Here is a 16821-nt window from a genome sequence, read left to right as displayed (position 1 = left end):
CGAGCAAATCCCGAAAGCTGCCAATCAGCACTCACTTAAGGTGGATGGCTCACCTGAGAACGGCCGACCGCTCGGTAATTCTGGCGAGCGCCGATTTCGCCTCCTCGATCCGGCTCGGAACGAGCTTGTAGAAGGCCCAGTTCTTGATGCGCTTCGAGGTCACGACCCCCGCTTTCGACAGATATTGCAGGTGATTGGTCACGGTTGGCTGGCTGAGGCCGATCTTGTCGGTGATGAAGCCAACGCACACGCCATCCTCCACCAGATCGCCGTCCCTTTGTTCGGGGAAATGCGCCCGGGGATCGGATAGCCAACCCAGGATCGTGAGGCGATGTTCATTCCCGAGTGCGCGCAGCAAGTCCGCCGTTGACGCGTGTGACGAATCCATATAGCCAAACCTCTATATAGCCTTCTGGCTATGCACTCTCTGGTAGGGCATCATGGACAAGAACGAAAGCGCCGATCACATCGTCTCGGCAAAAGACGTTTTCAAGGCGGCGCAATTGATCAATCCGCTGATACGGATCACGCCGTTGGAGACATCCGAGGCGCTGACGCGCATGACGGGGACGGAAGTTCGCCTCAAACTCGAAAACCAGCAGAACACCGGCAGTTTCAAGCTGCGCGGAGCGGCCAACGTCATTGCGAACCTCAGCCAGAACGAGCGCGAAATCGGGGTTATTGCACCGACCGCCGGCAACCACGGATTGGCGTTGGCCCACGCCGGAAAGGCGGCGCGCGTGCCTGTGACAATCTGCCTGCCGGAGACAGCGGACCCGATGAAACTCGCGGCTATGGAAGCCAGTAATGCCAAGGTCGAATTCTTCCATGCTCCCGCTTACCGGTTTCTCAGCGGTCGCTCTGACGAACCTAGAAGCCGAAGTTCGGTTTTGCCAGGAAAGCGCCCAAACGGATGGCTGAGAATGGCAAGTTGGATCGCCGGTTCAAACAATTCACAAGAGGAGACTGTGTCCTGATTAAGCGCCCAGTGCCCGCCGCGATTGCGGTTGTCTTGAAGGACGATACGGTGCTCCTTGTCCGACGAGCCAATCCGCCTGACGCGGGTAAGTGGGGCTTTCCCGGTGGAAAGATCGATGCGGGAGAAAGTATCGCTGCCGCCACCGAGCGTGAACTGGCCGAGGAGACCGGCGTGACCGCGCGATCAATCTGTGTGCTCACAGCGCTCGATGCGGTCGATCGCGACGACGACGATCATGTGCGCCATCACTACATCCTTGTTGCCTCACTGTGCCGCTGGATATCGGGAGAGCCGGTTGCGGCCGACGATGCGCTGGAAGCGTCCTGGATCCGTATTGCGGATCTGGACCAAATGACATCTGAACTGAGCGCCGATGTTGCTGAAGTCGCCCGCCTAGCCCAGCGCATCAGCCACGAGCAAAGGCCTTGCGATACTCCACCGGACTAAGCTGCACGCGCTGGCGGAAATGATGGCGCAGAGCGTGGGCGCTTGCCAAGCCGATAGCCAAAGCGATCTCCTCCATCGGGCGGCTGGTCCGCACCAGCAAATCCTTTGCTGCGTCCACGCGCTGGCAGATCAGCCATTCCCCAGGTCCCTGCCCGGTAGCTTCGCCAAAGCGACGTTCGAACGTACGCTTGCTCATCCCCATGGCTTGCGCCATCTGCGCGATCGTCCAGGGCAGATGTACCTCCTGCCTTATCCGGTCGAGTAGAGGGGCCAGGTCGCTGTCCGGGCGTGTGCGGACGGGACGTTCGAGGAACTGCGCCTGTCCGCCGCTGCGGTGCGCGGGCATGACAATCCGCCGTGCCACCGAATTCGCCGCGCCGGAGCCAAAGTCCTGCCGCACGATCTCGATCATGAGGTCGATACCCGCCGCGCTGCCGGCCGAAGTGAAGATGCGGTTCTCCTGCCGGTAGAGGGACGCTTCGTCCACCTCGACCGTCGGGAAGCGTCGTCGCATCGCTTCGGCATAGCGCCAGTGGGTGGTGACGATGCCCCCGTCCAGCAGTCCGGTCGCAGCCAGCACAAAAGCGCCGGAGCAGATCGAAGCCAGCCGCGCCCCGCGCGCATGAGCCCGCGTCAGCCGTTCGATCAGATCTTCGGGAACTGCGACTTCTGCACCTTTCCAGCCGGGAACGACGATCAGGTCAGCCTTGTCGATCAGGTCGATGTCGCCGTCGGGAACGAGCGAGAAGCCGCCGTGCGCCCGCAAAGGACCGGGTTCGATCGGGCAACTGGCGAAGCGATACCACTCGGCACCCAACTCCGGCCGGGACAGGCCGAAGACCTCTGCGACAATTCCGAATTCGAACGTGCAGAGCCCGTCGTACAGCAGGGCAACAACCAATGGCGGAGACTTTGGCATGATCTCTACGCATATTGTCATTCGCGCCAATTGCAAGGCAGTTCGCCCTTGCGGCAATCGGGATCGCGAAAGGAAATCCGCTTATGAAGAGTGCCGTCACCGTCATTCCCGCCGCCGAAAGCATTGCCGCGAGGGACCATTTCGCCGCACAGTTCGCCTTCGAGACTGACTGTTGGGACGTCCACGAGGCGCTAGAGACGCGCATGCCCGATTTCGTGCTGCTCGATGTGCGCAGCCCAACGCTCTTTGCACGTGGACATGTGCCCGGTGCCGTCAATCTGCCGCACGGCAAGATCATCGCCTCGAAGATGAAGCAATGGGGTGACGACACGGTATTCGTGACCTACTGCGCCGGGCCGCATTGCAACGGTGCTGCGCGCGGCGCTCTACGACTGGCCGAATTGGGCCGGCCTGTGAAGATCATGACTGGCGGCGTCACTGGCTGGCTGGACGAGGGCTTTGCCCTTCGTGTCGGCGAATGACCGACAACGCGACGATCCGCGATGCAGTGCCCGGAGACGGCGAGGCCTTGCTCTCACTGGTCCGCGACCACGCGCGCTACGAGAAAAGCGAGGCATCGATTTCGCAGGCGCAGCTTTTACAGGTGCTCGACGACAGTACGGGCGGCATGCGCATCGTCGTGGCTGCCCTGCCGGACAAGCTTGCAGGATATGCTGCGCTGACTTTCGACTATGCGTTATGGCGCGGAACTCGCTGGGCTCATCTCGACTGCCTTTTCGTAACATCTAGCCTTCGTGGACAAGGTGTTGGCAGGCGCCTGCTGCGCCATGTCCGTCAAATGGCGCTAAGACAAGGAGCCGATCGGCTGGAATGGCAGACGCCACTCTGGAACGACAAGGCGATTGGCTTCTACCAACACGAAGGAGCAATCTGCATCCCAAAGATGCGCTTCACGATGCAACTTGATGCAGGAGTTCCCTAGGATTGAACCACTACGAACGGCTCACTCTGCCGAATATCGAAATCGCAGAGTAACGTAGTGAGGCGACCTGTTGCGAGATCCATGCAGATGGTGAACTGCTCCAGTAAAGCAAATCCCATGCCGGATGGCACCAAACGACATCGACCCGGGGATGATGCTTGGGCGCCGGTTCGTTGAAGAATCGTTTCTGAATCGCGTGGACGCAGCCTGCTTCAATTGACTGCAGACAATGGGAGCGGACCGTCAACTTACGGTCAAGACATGAAGGCCCATTTGAGCGAGAGCGGCCGGTCGGAAACCGCGCCCTTCCCGGACATTCAACGGCTTCCAGGGTTTACCTGTAAGCAGTCATTGTGGGCTCTGCATTGAAGCTCATTTTGCGTCGGTGCTTTGTTCTGAGCAGGCATGTGGACACCCATTCGCTGCTCCCGGCCAGTCTTGGGCATCCAGAATGATAAGGCGGAGCGGCTGCAGAGGGTCGGTTCTCGCGACAATGCACCTCTTCTGGTGATCCAAGAGCTATATTGATGATCCTGAAAAGCGATCGCCTGCTTTCCGAGATTTGATTGCCATTCGGTAATTTAATGCGGAAAAATCATACCTCAACCGGTCAATGAAGCCTCTGACAGCCAGGTAGCTGTCAGAGGCTTCACGTGATTACGATCTGATCAAGGATTGGTGCGCTGCTATTCCCGCGAGCACGCCCGATGCCGATGCGACCGTGGCGTTGTGCATCGGGCTGGTCGCATCGCCGGCGGCATAAACCCCGGGCACGGAGGTTGCTCCCCAAGCATCGACCTTGACGAAAGGTCCAGTCAGCCCATCTTCCAGGAGACACCCGAGACGCTCGGCGATCGCGCTGGAGGGTCTGGTTTTCGGTGCTGTGAACACAGCGGCGACCTCGATAAGGCGCCCATCCGCCAGTTCCACTGCATCCAAACCGGGTGCATCGCCGATGAGCGAAATGACCGGAACACGCTCGATTACGACGCCGCGCTTACCAAGCAAGATCGCCTGCTCCGGGTCCGGCTCGTGGATGCCCTGGGTGAAGTAGGTTGCTGGCCCCCAATCGGGGATCAACGCAGCCTGATGCGCTGACATCGGGTTCGTGGCGATAATTCCAAGCCGGTGATCGCGGACTTCATATCCGTGGCAGTACGGGCAATGAAGGACGGTTTCACCCCATCGCTCCGCCATGCCAGGGATGCTGGGCAAAGTATCGGAAACGCCAGTGGCGAGTACCAGCCGCTTCGCCTGATACTCAGCACCGTCGGCGAGTTGCACGATAAACCGGTCGGCCTCCTCTGAGACGTCCTGCGCTGTACCCTGCAAGACCTGCGCAGTTGGATATCGCATCAATTGTGAAGCGGCCTCACGCATGATGGCGCTAGGCGCTCTGCCATCCTGGCCCAGGAACCCATGAGAGGCTTCTGCGAAGCGGTTTCGGGGTGACCCTGCATCGATCAGCAAAACGTTCATACGTGCCCGTGCGAGTTGCATGGCCGCTGATTGTCCGGCGAAGCTGCCGCCGATTACGATCACATCATGCATTCTTCAAATCCCGTTCCATCCAAAACGTAACATTTAACATTACGTATGCGGGGCGCGGGCAATTTGCAACTTTTCATGTGACATGATAGCGCGAGCCTGAAAGGAAGGCGATGCAACTAGACGGCCGATTATCGAGAATGCTGCACCTGCTGATCCATATGGATCGGGCGAATGGGCCCATCACATCCGGAGAGGCGGCGGAAATGCTGCATACCAATCCGGTTGTCATCCGGCGCACGATGGCGGGCCTGCGGGATGCAGGCCTAGTTCGCTCCATCAAGGGGCACGCGGGCGGGTGGACGCTTTTGAAGCCGCTGGAAAGCGTCTCGATGCTCGATGTCTACAATGCCGTGGGTGAGCCGCGTATTTTCGCGATCGGCCTGGCTGACCCGGCACCGGATTGCCTCGTCGAGCAGGCGGTAAATGCCTCAATGACCAGCGCATTGGAAAAGGCAGAGGCTATGCTGATCACTCAACTCGGCGAGGTTACCCTTGCCGCAATTGCTGAAGATTTCGACCGGCGCTTTTCCGCGCACTGCACCGAGCGGCGATGACACCGGTCGTTCATCGCTGTTGAACCCCCACGACTTTGCAGCCGATCGACGGATCGCCTGTTAAAATCGGAGCTGTCAAAGTGACCCAAAGCCGTCGCTCTCTTAACCGCCAGTCTCGCAGGTATGGAGCAGGAAAGCTGCCGATCCGCTCCGGGAGAGCATGAATTGGAGCCTGAGCTGCCGCAAAGGGTCGTGATAAAACGGCAGCAACGCCCCCATTCCGGTCGCTAATCTGAATGGGAGCCTTTCCCGAAAGCCGCCATTCTAGCATGCCTCGGCAGCATGAAGGGTGGGCATCATGCCCACCCTTCTCGTATCAAGCCACGAGGTGCTGTTTGAAGAACGCGGTCAGTTTATCGAATGGAATGATGTCCACCTGGTCGTAAAGGTCGGTGTGCGTGGCGTCCGGAATGATCATCAATTCCTTGGGCTCTGCTGCCGCCGCATAGGCCGTCTGCTGAAGTAGCGCGAATGGGCGTTTTCGCCGTGGACGAGCAAGACTGGCCGGGGCGATATTTCCGCGATATAAGTGAGGATCGGCAGGTTCATGAACGACAGCGGCGTGGTGAGCGACCATGCGGCGTTCGAGTTGATCGCACGCGGATGGAAGCCGCGCTTCGTCTTGTAGTAGGCCGCATATTGCACGACGAACTCCGGCTCGCCGCCCTTCAGTTCCAGCGAGACCGGGCCGTAAGCAGGGCTGCCCTTCTCGGCGTCGGTCCAGCGCTGCCGGCTCATTTGCTCCAGCGCCTCGGTACGCTGTTGCGGGGTCGTACTCTCATTGTAGCCCTTCGGCATGACGCGGGTCATGTCGTACATAGTGCTGGCGACGACCGCCTTGATCCGCTTATCAATTGCGGCGGTGCTGAGTGCCATGCCGCCCCAACCGCAGATGCCGATGACGCCGATCCGCTCGCGATCGATCTCCGGTCGCAGCCCGATGAAATCGACGGCCGCGCTGAAATCTTCCGTGTTGATGTCAGGCGATGCGACGTTACGCGGTTCACCGTCGCTCTCGCCGGTGTAGGAAGGGTCGAAGGCCAGCGTCGCGAAGCCGCGCGCAGCCATGGTCTGGGCATAGAGACCAGAGGACTGCTCCTTCACGGCACCGAAAGGCCCGCTGACCACGATTGCCGCGAGCTTGCCCGTCCCGCGCTCCTTGGGGAGGTACAAATCGGCGGCGAGAGTAATACCGTAGCGGTTCTTGAACGAGACCTTCTGGTGATCGACGGCATTGCTGCGCGGGAACGTCTTGTCCCAATCCTGTGTCATGCTTGGTGCCTTTGCTGAAGAAATGTCGGGGATCGAAAGAGTGCCGAAGGTGACAAGGCCAGCAGCGCCGGCCTTCAGCACACCGCGGCGCTCGAATGAGAAGGATCGGTTGGTCATAGCGAGGCTCTCCCTGGTCAGGCGGGTTGTTCGGTGAAGCTCGGAGCGGCGCCGATGCGTGATGTGACGATTGCCAACAGCGAGGCGATCACGAGGAGACCGGCGGCGAGGCTGAACGGACCACGATAGCCCCAGGCGTCGAACAGCGTGCCGCCGACAATCGCGCCCAGCATGATCGCAAGCTGGATGATCGCGACCATCAGTCCGCCGCCAGCCTCCGCCTCGTGCGGCATGGTTTTGCTGAGCCAGGTCCACCATCCGACAGGCGCGGCGGTTGCCAGCAGGCCCCAGAGCGTGAGCAGCAGGCCGACGTTCAGCGGGGCACCGTCGATTTCGACGAGCGTTATGGCGATGACCGCCATTATGGCGGGAATGGTGATCAGCAGACTGTAGAGCTGCGATTTGAGCGGCCAGCCGATCACGATCGTGCCGACAAAGCCCGCAACGCCGAGCGCCAGCAACATACCCGAGATCAGCGGTGCGTCGTTACCCGTCACCAGGTCCAGGAACGGGCGCAGATAGGTGAAGAGGGTGAACTGGCCAAAGAAGAACAGCGACACCGCGACCATACCAATGGCGAACTTGCGATGCTTCAGCAGAGCGAATACGTCGCGCGCGCGGATTGTCGCCTTTTCAGGTGGCAAGGCGGGAAGGCTGCGCCACTGCCACAGCAAAACGATGACGGCGAGCGGCACTACGCAGAAGAAGGCGCCGCGCCAGCCGATCAGGCCGCCGAGCAGGCTGCCGATCGGCGCGCCCAATGTGGTCGCTACCGCATTGCCGCCATTGAGCAGGGCCAGCGCCTTGGGGACTGACTCCTCGGGCACAAGGCGCATGACGATCGCCGCCGATATCGACCAGAAGCCGCCAATCGCGACGCCGAGCAGGGCGCGTCCTGCCATTAGTAACGGGGCATTGGGCGCGAGCGCGACCATCGCCGGCCTATTTCGAGCGCTATGGTCGACCCAAAAGCCCGTCCGATCTGCAATCACATAATTGCATCGGACTGCGCCAATCCTCCGGTCGCCTCTACGCATGGGAATTGCAGCGGAAGGGCGAGGCGGAGATCAAGGTGCAGGTCAGCGGGCAGTTGATCTTCAACAACAGCTATTCCTGCCTCAGCGCAGCCGTGTCGGGACTTGGCCTCGCCTTCATCCCGCAGGATCTGGCCGAAGCGTATCTACAGGCTGGAAGGCTCGAAATCGTGTTGGACGAATGGAGCCTGCCGTTCCCAGGCTTCTACCTTTACTACCCGACTGTCACCCAGCCATCGCCCGCCTTCTCGCTGCTGGTTGAGGCACTCCGATATCATTGGCCAAAGCCCAAGGCACGATGACCTTGAACAGCCGAATGACTGGCATTTGTCGAGGTCAGCAGGGGCAGCAACGCGCCCATTGTCGCCGCCCGAGAGCTTTTCTCGCGCGCCCGTAAGCCGTCATTCTTTAAGATCGCGCCGGGCCAAAGGGCGCAAGAAAAACTGCCGGTCGGCCATCGCCCCGTAGCGGATGTCGCGGGTAGGCCATGCCTTAGCCCGCAACCGGACATCGGCCTAGAAGGTCAAAGCAGGCGGTCGGTTAGGAGCAGTGACCAGAAATCACGATAGCTCGGCGCGACGTGCCGCCCATCTTCGATGCTGACGATCGGCCCACCAGAGACTGGGTCGAAGCCAAAGATGATCGCGTTTAAAGACCAATCGGAGAAGGCAAGCATTGGGGGCTTTGTCCAGTCATCCGCCAACGCCTTGTCAATCGACCAAACTGATACGAAAGACGCCGTTTCGAAATGACCGTCCGAAAAGCCATCGAACTCTCCCAGCATTTCCAATAAGTCTGGGTTAAGCGGCGAACCAGCCCAGCGGGTCAGTCTCGCGAGAGCCTCCGTAGTGACTGGCCGATTCAGCACTACGCCTCGCTCACGAAGTGCGCTGCTAATGGCCTTAGGGTCGAGGCTGGACATGTTCTAAAACCTAGCCTTTTCCACGTCTGCTTACCACCTCGCGATGCTGTTAACCGACAGTCTGTAATCCACCCTTCCTCGCCGTGCGGGATTGCCGATGGCATCGCGTGGCCGCGTGAAGCGGCCCCGGCTGCTTCCAGGCGTATAGATCTCCACCGTCAGCGGCTATGATGGGTGGGAAAGGGACTGTCCCCCTTCAGGCATCCAACCTTAGTAAGCGGACCGTCCATTCCAGCGACGGGCGATGGCTAGCAACATTACCGGTGTGAGGTAGAACCACACCGCAGTCACCGCCCATAGCGCTATGCCCTCCGTCGTGCAGTCGGGTCCAAAAGTCGGCCAAAGAGGCAGTTCCAAAAGGAACACGCTGAACAGAGTGATTGGAATGGCGGTCGTCAACCAAACGGCAGCGACAAGCCGAAACACCCATATTTTGATCTGTGAAGGCGTGTTGGTCACGTCAGCAGAATGACCGTTCTTGAAAGTGCGGTCCACCCCTCTCGACGACCGACCTGTCCGCGATGGCCGACCGGCAGCTTTTTCTGCTAGCGATTGACCGCCAGCCCCGAAATAGGACCGGCAGCTATCCCCCACTGGTCAGCGGAAACCAGCCTTTCCGGAATCGGCCAATCTCGGGCATCCCGGATGGAAAAGCGGACCGGCAGCACCTGGAGACGAGAGATCGGGGAGTAAGTGACCGACAAAGATCGCGGACCGCTGTAAGCACCCTGGCCCGCGCTTTAAAGGCGAAGCGGCACGGCATTCCATTGGCGAGTATGCCCCGTGTTGGTTATGGCGCGGACCTTGAGGCAGTGGCTTTAAGGAACGGGCGGACGATCCTTGCCCTGTCCGCCATAATCAACGCCGCCGATGCCGTCTGATCGCGCGGAATCGCTGAATTACCAGCTTCTCAAGTGGCTGTAAAAGATAACTTAAATCGGGATTTTGAGTGAGTTATACTCACGTTGGTTGCGGGGGAGGGATTAAACCGGGACCGACACTCGAGTTCATCTCCAATGTCGGCAGCGATGTTTGCAGGGGCCTACAACTGCCGACATCGCCATCTTCTAGAAGTAGCAATCTGAATAAACTGCAGAACCGTCATCGTTTGTGCCTCGCAACCGGAGCGGGCCGTGGTGCTAGAGTGAAAGGCTGGAGGATGCCGGCGCTGCTGCCTCTTATACGCGGAGCACAGCGTTCGAAATTCGATCTGCTTGGCAATGCGACATCGATCACGACAGCTCAGCCCTTCACGGTTAAGGTCCTGTACGGCGGCAAGGGGCTGGCCAAAACCGACGTGACGTTGTTCCGCGAAGCCGGGTTCTATGATGGAAAGAAAGTGGCGGCCGAACTCCACACCGATGCGTCGGGCAAGTTCACCGTTACCCCGCCTGATGCCGGCCGCTATCTTCTGCTCGCACGCTACCGCGATATGGCACCCTCGGGCGCCGCAGCCCGCTACTATAGCTATTGTGTCACGCTCGCGTTCGAAGCGATGTAGCTGGCCAATGTTTCCAGGGTCAATTTCGTGTCCGCATCGGCTTGTGAAAGACGCTCTCGCCAAAGCGCACCTTCATCCGACGTGCCACCGAACCTGAATATCTGCGCTGCCTCCATGTTGTCGGACTGTGATAAAGGCCAATTGCCGCCCAGTAATCTTTCGCTGCACGTAGGCCGGAGAGAAAGATCCATCGCGCAGCCTCGGCATTGAAGCAGGGATCGAAGCGCAGCCAGTGTCGCACCTGGAGTTCGGAGTGCCCGACTTGCGCGGCTATGCGTGGCACCCACCAGCTGTTGATCTGCAAGGGGCCAAGATCATGCGAGCCATTGCTGTTACGGACTTCAGCACCGATCCAGCCTGCTTCCTGATCTCGCAAGCCCCAAAGCGTCTTCTCCAGCCACGCATGCCCCATCGACGCCTGACGGATGCAGGAAGCTATACGCTGTTCCTCCTGAACTTTTTCGGGCGCTGCCATGGCCCGTTCCGGCGATGCTGCCAGCAAGGCAGTGACTGCCCATGTCGTGCTCGAGAGAAGGCGCCACATCACCCTGCCCGCCCCGGCTCTGCTCGATGAGATTTCACGGGAAGCATGGCACGGGCTGGGGCTTCAGGCACTGCTATCGGGCCGCCTGTCAACAGGGCAAGCAGCCTTCGCCCGGATATGATTTCGACGTGGCTGCTGTTGCCGATGAACTCCCGGCTCTGCGGCCCTGTTCGGCCGGTATGGATGAAAAGGCCGCGACAGTTTTTGGCCCGGCACAGCGCATCGAAGGCGCTGACATGTTCGGGCCGGATGGCCGTCGCATAGCGCTTCGCCTGGATGAGCCAGAGAGAGCCGTCGATCATCACCTTTCCATCGATGCCGCCATCACCGGTGTAGCGATGGTTTCTGATGACCCTGAAACCACGACGCTCGAAACTTTCGAGCAGCAACTCCTCAAAGGCGAGCGGATCCATGCTTCTTAGCCTCGCATAGAGGAGTTGGGGCGGTTGCAGGCGACCACGGCCGCGCAGTTGCTGCGCCATGACCCTTGCCTGCCTGCGACGCCATCGATGCCGCAAGGGCACGTGAAAGCGGCGCAGGACAAGGGCCAGGAGCACCAACGCGACAGCGAGCAGGATGAGGAGCATGGGATGAGCCTCTATCGTTCGGGACCGTGGGAGGGTTCGGATTGAGGTGCGGGGGATGGCGACTGCCGTTCAGCATGCGTTGTCGAGGGCTCGATCCGGGTGCGAGCACGATCGAGAATGCCCTCGAGAAACCGGTCGAGGACCTGAGCGACGCTTCGGGCGCCTTCCGCGATATGCTCTGCTGTCCCTCGCGGCCCGCGATCCCGGCGAGACAATTGCCTTTCAAGGGCGCGATCCCGACGCGACGTTCGGTCCTTTTCCTGTTCGGCCTTCAGCGTCGCCAGGCGCGCGCCCTGCCGGTTCGTGAACGGGCCGACGCGGTCCTGGTCCATGCGTCCAAGGCCCTCGGTGGAGGAGGTCTTCTCACCCGACTGGCGCTCCAGCTTGGCGACAAGTTCCTTGACGTTGTTTGTCCAGAGCCTGACGCCGTACATGGCGCGCGTAATGGCAGTGTAGAAGTTCTGGGCATTGACCAGCGGCGATTCCACGGGCGCCAGCAGGAAGACTCGCGGATAAGTCTTCGACTGTGAGGAATATACTGTCTCGGCATAGCCATGGTCCCAGGTCTTGTGCTCTGACAGGTCGACCTGCTGTACACGGCCGTCCCGATCCCAACGGATCGTAGCAAGGTCACCGTCCAGCTTTTCGACCGTGCCGCGCTCGGCGTTGCGCAGATCGAGATCCCGATTGACCAGACGCCATTGGATACGATCCCCCTCGGCCAGATCACGCTCTTCGGGGTTGAAGACATTGATGTGCCGGGCCCGTGTCGTCTGCGGATCCCAGCGGATGATGCGCCCCTGTTCATCGACAAGGCGCACGACCTGCCGGCCGTTGGGCTCCCGTCCGAGTCCTACGACGCGATAGTCCGTGTGCCGGGCAACGCCGAGACCGGCGATGTCGCGGTCGAAGCGCACCACCTGCCCTGCTCCGTAGAAGCGGCCCATATGTTTTTCGATATCGGTGAAGCCTGCCGGAGCAAGGATCGAGAGCCTGCTGTCTTCGGCTGCCAACTCATTCTCGTTCCTGAGCGCTTCGCGGATCTTGCTGTTGACGATGAGGCGCGTGGCATTGTCGAGCACGAGGATGTTGGTGCCCGCACGGGAATCGGGCTTGAGCCTCACCCAGGCGTTGACCACCATCGCGGCCATGGCCTCATTGTCGGTGACGGTCGTTACGCTGTCGAGATTCTTTAGCGACTGCTCGAAATTGCCGGCCCTCGCCTGAGCGACCGCTTCCTTGATCGTACGGGTTTCCTGGCGAACCGCCTCGGTCAGCTCGACCACCGGCAATCCCAGCCGGCGCATCAGCCAGAAGGGCTTGCCCTGTTCGATGGCGCCGGTCTGATTCTCGTCGCCAAGGAACAGGAGCCTTGCTCCGGTTATCCGGCTGATCTCGAGCAGCCTTCTGGCCTGGCGGTTGCCAAGCTGACCGGCCTCGTCGAGCACGAGCACATGGCGGTCCGTTATGCCATGGCTGCCACGCGCTACGAAGCTGGCGACCGTGTGCGCCTCGATATTGGCCTTTTGCCCCAGTTCCGCAGCCGCCGATGATGTGGGCGCCAATGCTATCAGCGTCGTTCCTGGTTCCGCCGCTTCGCCCAATACCCGCACCAGTGTCGACTTGCCCGATCCGGCAACGCCATGGATCCCGGTGACGCGATCCCGCGACATAGCGGTCTCGACCAGGGCCCGCTGCTGCTCAGCATTGAGCGTCGTCTTTTCCAGTACGGCCAGGAGCCGGTCGCCCGACGCGATCGGCCGGGCGTCGTCGAGGCCAAGTGCAATATGTTGGGTAAGTGCCAGTTCCAGCCGCCACGACTTGCGGGTGGTGCGTCCATGCGTGAGTACTCTGTCGCCCGTTTGCTCGTGGGTCGGCAACAGTTTTTGCACGAGTTCATGCGTCTCGATCCGGGGGCGCAGATCCTCCAGTCGCAGTTCTCCGACATGGGCTGCGAGTCCCGTGCGCAGGATATCGCCAAGATTGTTGACGGCTTCGGCGGTTTCCAATTGCCGCAGGCCGAAAAGGGCAGCGCGTGAAGCCGTACGTTCGGTAGGAGTAAATTGTTGTCCCTCCCGTTCGCGTGCAACGGCAGCAATTTTTCCAAGCGTTTCGAGTTGGTCGCCAGTCCGCTCATGCCATTGCACAGTAAGTTCTTGCGCGCCGATCTTCGCCTTGGCCTTGCGGGTTGCATAGAAGGAGGCACGCTGGGCCTTTTGGCCGACCAGGCCATGTTCCCGGGCATGCTCCTCAATCGCCTCTGCGCGCTGCGAGAAGCGCTCGATGAGTTCCTTGGGCACGCCCTGTATCTCGAACAAGCCGGTGCGAGGATCAAACTCGACCTCATAACCAGCCTCGCGAAGGCGGAAGGCGAGCGCATTGCGATAAATCTGCCCGGCCACGCGCTGCTCACCATACATGACGCGGCTTTCCAGGCTTGCCATCGGGTCGCCATCCTGGCGATTGGTCATGTTGAGGACGACCAGATGGGTATGGAGATGCGGGTCGAGTTCCCGGCTGCCATGCTCGGTGAAGCGCGCGACGAGAATGCGCCCCGTGGTCTCATGAACGATCTTGCCTTCCTCGCGGCGGCGAAGTTGTGCCTGTTCCTCCAGATAGGTGATGGCAGCTGTGACAGCATGTTCATGCGCGGCGAGCACTCGCTCATCCGCTGCCACCAGCGCCATGATGGACACGGATTTCGGGGCATTGACGGCAAAGTCCCAGCCAGGATGATGCTGGATTTGCCCGTCCGCGCGGTGTCGCCCCAGTTGCTGATCGCCGACGTTGCCGGCAAGCAGGTCACGAAACTGTCTGGCGTCGACGGGACCGGAAAGGCCGAGGTCGGCAGCAAGTTTGCCACCCCATTCGGACGGTTCGTTGCCGCCCTTGGTGTAATAGTCGCCAACCGTATAATATCGGGCGATATTGGCGGGCTTGCCGTGGAGACGTTGCGGCTGGATCATGCTGGCCGCGACGGTTCGCGCGGACCATCGTCCCGCTCATGTTGCACCAGGTCGGAGCGGATTTCGCCCTGCTTGCCGGCGAGGATCGTCCAGGCGAGCCGGGGCGGAACCGGCAGGTCAGCGTCCTCCTCATTCAACAGAATGTCTTCAACGCGCTGCGCATCGACGTGCGGCTCAGGCGGCTGGAAGAGGTCCGGTTGCCTCGGCGGTGATTGGGGCGGTTGCTCACCGCTCGGCGGCTCGCCTGGGGAAGTGTTCGGCGGTTTCGCGTGGGGCGGCGGTGTTTGCGCCGCTTCCCGCTCGATCGCCTCCCGCACGCGCGCTTCGGCGTGAGCGATCCGGACCAGTTTCTTCGCATTGTCGATCTGGATGGGGGGGGCCGTCCGCTCGAGAAAGGCGGGGCCGAGTGAAGGGATTTCGTTGAAACGGCTGTCGAAGCGGACAACCGGCAAATTGCGGCCGAAGCGCAGAAATCCGACAAGATTGGGCAGGTTGGTGACCTCGGTCGGCATGACCAGCGGCCGCGTCACCTGCATCCGCGAGAGGTTGACGCCATCACGCATGTCGTTGACGCCATAGGACATGCCCTCATTGGCCTCGACCTGCTCGACCTGACCCAGATTCTCCGACACATGTTTGGCCGTCGCGGTATCGTTGGCCCGTAGCGCTCCCCATGTGGAACAATAGCCGGTGATCGCGGCCGCATCCTGAATGCCGTAAGTGGCTTCAAGCTGGGGATAGGACTGGAACCCCAATATGCCGCAGCCGCCATATTTGCGGGCCCGGGCAAGGAAGTCGGAGAGTGACGGTAGCTTCTGAAGCGTCGGCAATTCGTCGATCACGCAATAGAGGCGTCGATCGCGATCGGGGGTGAGGCTCATGATCGCGCTGATCGCGATATCGAGCCAGACGGTGATCAGCGGCCGCAACGAGGGCAACTGATCTGCCTTGACGGTTATGAAGAGCCAGCTCCCGTGCTGCCCCTTCTCCACCCAGTCGCGGATCGAAAAGCCGTCCTCGGTGTCGTCGAGATAGCCGAAGCTGCGCATGACTGAAGCGAGTTCCGCTTGGATGCCCGCCGACGTCCTTTCGCCTTCCGTGCTGATGAAGGCTGCTGCATCCGTCCCAGATACGAAGGCGGCAAGATCCTTGAGTTTGGAGCGCAGCAGCCGGTCGAGCAGCAGCGAGACATAGGTGTGTTTCTGCCGCGCGAGCTTGCGCATGACCGCGACAAGAGTGCCCCGCGCGGCCTTGGCCCAGAAAGGATCGCCATGCTTGTCGGGGATCGTCGACTCGGCGATCTGGTCATAATGATAGTCGCGCGGCACATCGACCCAGGGCGACCAGCGGGCCGTGCGCTGGTCGAGCGGATTGAGCAGCATGTCCGTGCCCTGGCGATAGAATTTCTCAACGAAAGTGCCCGCCGTGTCATAGACGATCGCACGCCTTCCCGACTTGCGAATGCCGTCAAGCATGCCGTTGATGAGGTTGGTTTTGCCTGTACCCGGCGCGCCGCACAGAAGGATATGTTCGGGCTCGAAGGCTTCCGGGACCGGGACATTGCCTACGATCAACGGTCCCTTGCGTTGCCGCCACAGTGCGCGCTTCACTTGCCTGATGGTACCGAAGCGGGCGCCGCGCAGATATTCGTTGGAGCCAAGGCCTCTGCCCGTCCGCGTGAAATAGAACCAGGCCCATCCGAGCATGACGAGGGTAAACAGCCCCGATAGAAGAGCGCCGTGCAGAAGATAGATCTCGAACTGGTGCAGCGTCTTCTTTGCCAGGGGCGAAGCGACCAGCCAGTCCGCGGACGTCCAGTAGGATTGACCTGCCGGCGTGCGAAACTGGACCGGATCATTGGTGCCGCCCGCTGCGTCGACCTTGATCATCGCCTCCGCAAGCTTGACCAGCACGAAGCGCTCATATTCCGTCGATTTTTCGAAGGCATACCAGAGCGTGCCGATGGTCCAGATGATCAACCCGGCCAGCATGGTCTGGTAGAAGACCTGGGTGGTCATGCGGACATTGTGGACGATCGCTTGCCCGCCCCGCGTCCACGATCCCAGCGTATCGTTCCGGAAAATGCTCATGAGCGATCCACCTCCCCGAGGAGGCCGCGCTCCAGGAGTATGGACCGAGCCTGGGCCATGCCTTGCTCGAGGGCCTTTGGCGACTGCTGGCCCACGGAGGTCGCCAGGATCGAGAGGATCTGGATGGCGGTGGCGAGGATTTCGTCTTGCGAGGAGAAGACGTAGCGCTTGCGCTCGTCGACCGCCTGTTCCAGCGTCTGTCGGATAAATCCTGACAGAGAGAGGTTCGCGCCACGCGCGCGTCGCATCAATGTTGAGTGCAGCGACCCGTCGAGGCGAAAATTAACCTTGGGCACGCGATAGATCTCCCAACGGGAAACCTTCGCAGATGTCATGAAGCCCTGATGATTTATCAAAACGTTCGCTCAGGCGCAAGCGTCTAAGAATCCAACACT

Annotated in this window: 18 protein-coding genes; 7 read left to right on the top strand and 11 right to left on the bottom strand. The window is 60.6% G+C overall.

Going from position 1 to position 16821, the window contains the following annotated elements; all coding sequences use genetic code 11:
* Nucleotides 1–49: 49 nt before the first annotated feature.
* On the bottom strand, nucleotides 50–358 hold the full coding sequence (locus CA833_RS20865; protein WP_242526573.1) for a helix-turn-helix transcriptional regulator: 309 nt from the start codon (nucleotides 356–358) through the stop codon (nucleotides 50–52).
* Nucleotides 359–440: 82 nt separating this feature from the next.
* Here CA833_RS20865 and CA833_RS20860 point away from each other — a divergent pair, with 82 nt between their 5' ends.
* Both CA833_RS20860 and CA833_RS20855 read left to right on the top strand, forming a co-directional pair.
* On the top strand, nucleotides 441–977 hold the full coding sequence (locus CA833_RS20860) for a pyridoxal-phosphate dependent enzyme (protein ID WP_207081032.1): 537 nt from the start codon (nucleotides 441–443) through the stop codon (nucleotides 975–977).
* Between the two features lie 11 nt (nucleotides 978–988).
* Nucleotides 989–1426, top strand: coding sequence for an NUDIX hydrolase (locus tag CA833_RS20855; protein WP_370584609.1), 438 nt, complete (start codon nucleotides 989–991; stop codon nucleotides 1424–1426).
* Here CA833_RS20855 and ftrA read toward each other — a convergent pair.
* Nucleotides 1386–2345: a transcriptional regulator FtrA gene (gene ftrA, locus CA833_RS20850; protein ID WP_207081030.1), complete on the bottom strand. Its 960-nt coding sequence runs from the start codon at nucleotides 2343–2345 to the stop codon at nucleotides 1386–1388. The genes CA833_RS20855 and ftrA overlap by 41 nt on opposite strands.
* A gap of 83 nt (nucleotides 2346–2428) precedes the next feature.
* Between ftrA and CA833_RS20845 the strand changes: the two genes are divergently transcribed.
* Both CA833_RS20845 and CA833_RS20840 read left to right on the top strand, forming a co-directional pair.
* Nucleotides 2429–2827, top strand: a complete 399-nt coding sequence (locus tag CA833_RS20845) for a rhodanese-like domain-containing protein (protein ID WP_207081029.1) — start codon at nucleotides 2429–2431, stop codon at nucleotides 2825–2827.
* Nucleotides 2824–3288 carry a GNAT family N-acetyltransferase gene (locus tag CA833_RS20840; RefSeq protein WP_207081028.1) on the top strand — a complete coding sequence of 155 codons (465 nt, stop codon included), beginning with the start codon at nucleotides 2824–2826 and terminating at the stop codon, nucleotides 3286–3288. The genes CA833_RS20845 and CA833_RS20840 overlap by 4 nt, the downstream gene beginning before the upstream one ends.
* A gap of 657 nt (nucleotides 3289–3945) precedes the next feature.
* Here CA833_RS20840 and CA833_RS20835 read toward each other — a convergent pair.
* A complete protein-coding gene (locus CA833_RS20835) occupies nucleotides 3946–4839 on the bottom strand; it encodes an NAD(P)/FAD-dependent oxidoreductase (protein WP_207081027.1) in 894 nt (297 codons plus the stop codon).
* A gap of 110 nt (nucleotides 4840–4949) precedes the next feature.
* On the opposite strand from CA833_RS20835, the gene CA833_RS20830 reads away from it, so the two are divergent.
* Nucleotides 4950–5393 (top strand): Rrf2 family transcriptional regulator, encoded by a 444-nt coding sequence (locus tag CA833_RS20830; protein ID WP_207081026.1) that lies wholly within the window; start codon nucleotides 4950–4952, stop codon nucleotides 5391–5393.
* Between the two features lie 417 nt (nucleotides 5394–5810).
* Here CA833_RS20830 and CA833_RS20825 read toward each other — a convergent pair whose 3' ends face one another.
* Nucleotides 5811–6782, bottom strand: a complete 972-nt coding sequence (locus CA833_RS20825; protein ID WP_207081025.1) for an alpha/beta hydrolase — start codon at nucleotides 6780–6782, stop codon at nucleotides 5811–5813.
* 17 nt (nucleotides 6783–6799) lie between these two features.
* Nucleotides 6800–7717: an MFS transporter gene (locus CA833_RS20820; RefSeq protein ID WP_242526572.1), complete on the bottom strand. Its 918-nt coding sequence runs from the start codon at nucleotides 7715–7717 to the stop codon at nucleotides 6800–6802.
* Here CA833_RS20820 and CA833_RS20815 point away from each other — a divergent pair.
* Nucleotides 7633–8118 (top strand): LysR substrate-binding domain-containing protein, encoded by a 486-nt coding sequence (locus tag CA833_RS20815; protein ID WP_370584618.1) that lies wholly within the window; start codon nucleotides 7633–7635, stop codon nucleotides 8116–8118. The two genes, CA833_RS20820 and CA833_RS20815, sit on opposite strands and share 85 nt — an antisense overlap.
* Nucleotides 8119–8339: 221 nt before the next feature.
* On the opposite strand, the gene CA833_RS20810 is transcribed toward CA833_RS20815, so the two are convergent.
* Nucleotides 8340–8738 carry a hypothetical protein gene (locus CA833_RS20810; protein WP_207081024.1) on the bottom strand — a complete coding sequence of 133 codons (399 nt, stop codon included), beginning with the start codon at nucleotides 8736–8738 and terminating at the stop codon, nucleotides 8340–8342.
* A 1159-nt stretch (nucleotides 8739–9897) separates the two neighbouring features.
* Here CA833_RS20810 and CA833_RS20805 point away from each other — a divergent pair.
* Nucleotides 9898–10239: a DUF4198 domain-containing protein gene (locus CA833_RS20805; protein WP_103095170.1), complete on the top strand. Its 342-nt coding sequence runs from the start codon at nucleotides 9898–9900 to the stop codon at nucleotides 10237–10239.
* A gap of 19 nt (nucleotides 10240–10258) precedes the next feature.
* Here the strand turns inward: CA833_RS20805 and CA833_RS20800 are convergent, their stop codons facing one another.
* The 5 genes from CA833_RS20800 to CA833_RS20780 all read right to left on the bottom strand — a co-directional run bounded on the left by CA833_RS20800 (nucleotide 10259) and on the right by CA833_RS20780 (nucleotide 16761).
* On the bottom strand, nucleotides 10259–10714 hold the full coding sequence (locus CA833_RS20800) for a lytic transglycosylase domain-containing protein (protein ID WP_242526571.1): 456 nt from the start codon (nucleotides 10712–10714) through the stop codon (nucleotides 10259–10261).
* A 68-nt stretch (nucleotides 10715–10782) separates the two neighbouring features.
* Nucleotides 10783–11370, bottom strand: a complete 588-nt coding sequence (locus CA833_RS20795) for a restriction endonuclease (RefSeq protein WP_103095169.1) — start codon at nucleotides 11368–11370, stop codon at nucleotides 10783–10785.
* An 11-nt stretch (nucleotides 11371–11381) separates the two neighbouring features.
* The gene (mobF, locus tag CA833_RS20790) at nucleotides 11382–14336 is read right to left on the bottom strand and encodes a MobF family relaxase (RefSeq protein WP_207081023.1); all 2955 of its coding nucleotides are present in this window, start codon (nucleotides 14334–14336) and stop codon (nucleotides 11382–11384) included.
* Nucleotides 14333–16426: a type IV secretion system DNA-binding domain-containing protein gene (locus CA833_RS20785; RefSeq protein WP_103095167.1), complete on the bottom strand. Its 2094-nt coding sequence runs from the start codon at nucleotides 16424–16426 to the stop codon at nucleotides 14333–14335. Before CA833_RS20785 ends, mobF begins: the two co-directional genes overlap by 4 nt.
* Entirely contained in the window at nucleotides 16423–16761 is a 339-nt protein-coding gene (locus CA833_RS20780) for a CopG family transcriptional regulator (protein ID WP_370584608.1), read from the bottom strand. Before CA833_RS20780 ends, CA833_RS20785 begins: the two co-directional genes overlap by 4 nt.
* Between the last annotated feature and the right edge of the window lie 60 nt (nucleotides 16762–16821).

Origin of the sequence: Novosphingobium sp. KA1 (assembly GCF_017309955.1) — a bacterium.
Classification (GTDB): Bacteria; Pseudomonadota; Alphaproteobacteria; order Sphingomonadales; family Sphingomonadaceae; genus Novosphingobium.
This window is presented reverse-complemented; position numbering and strand designations above follow the sequence as displayed.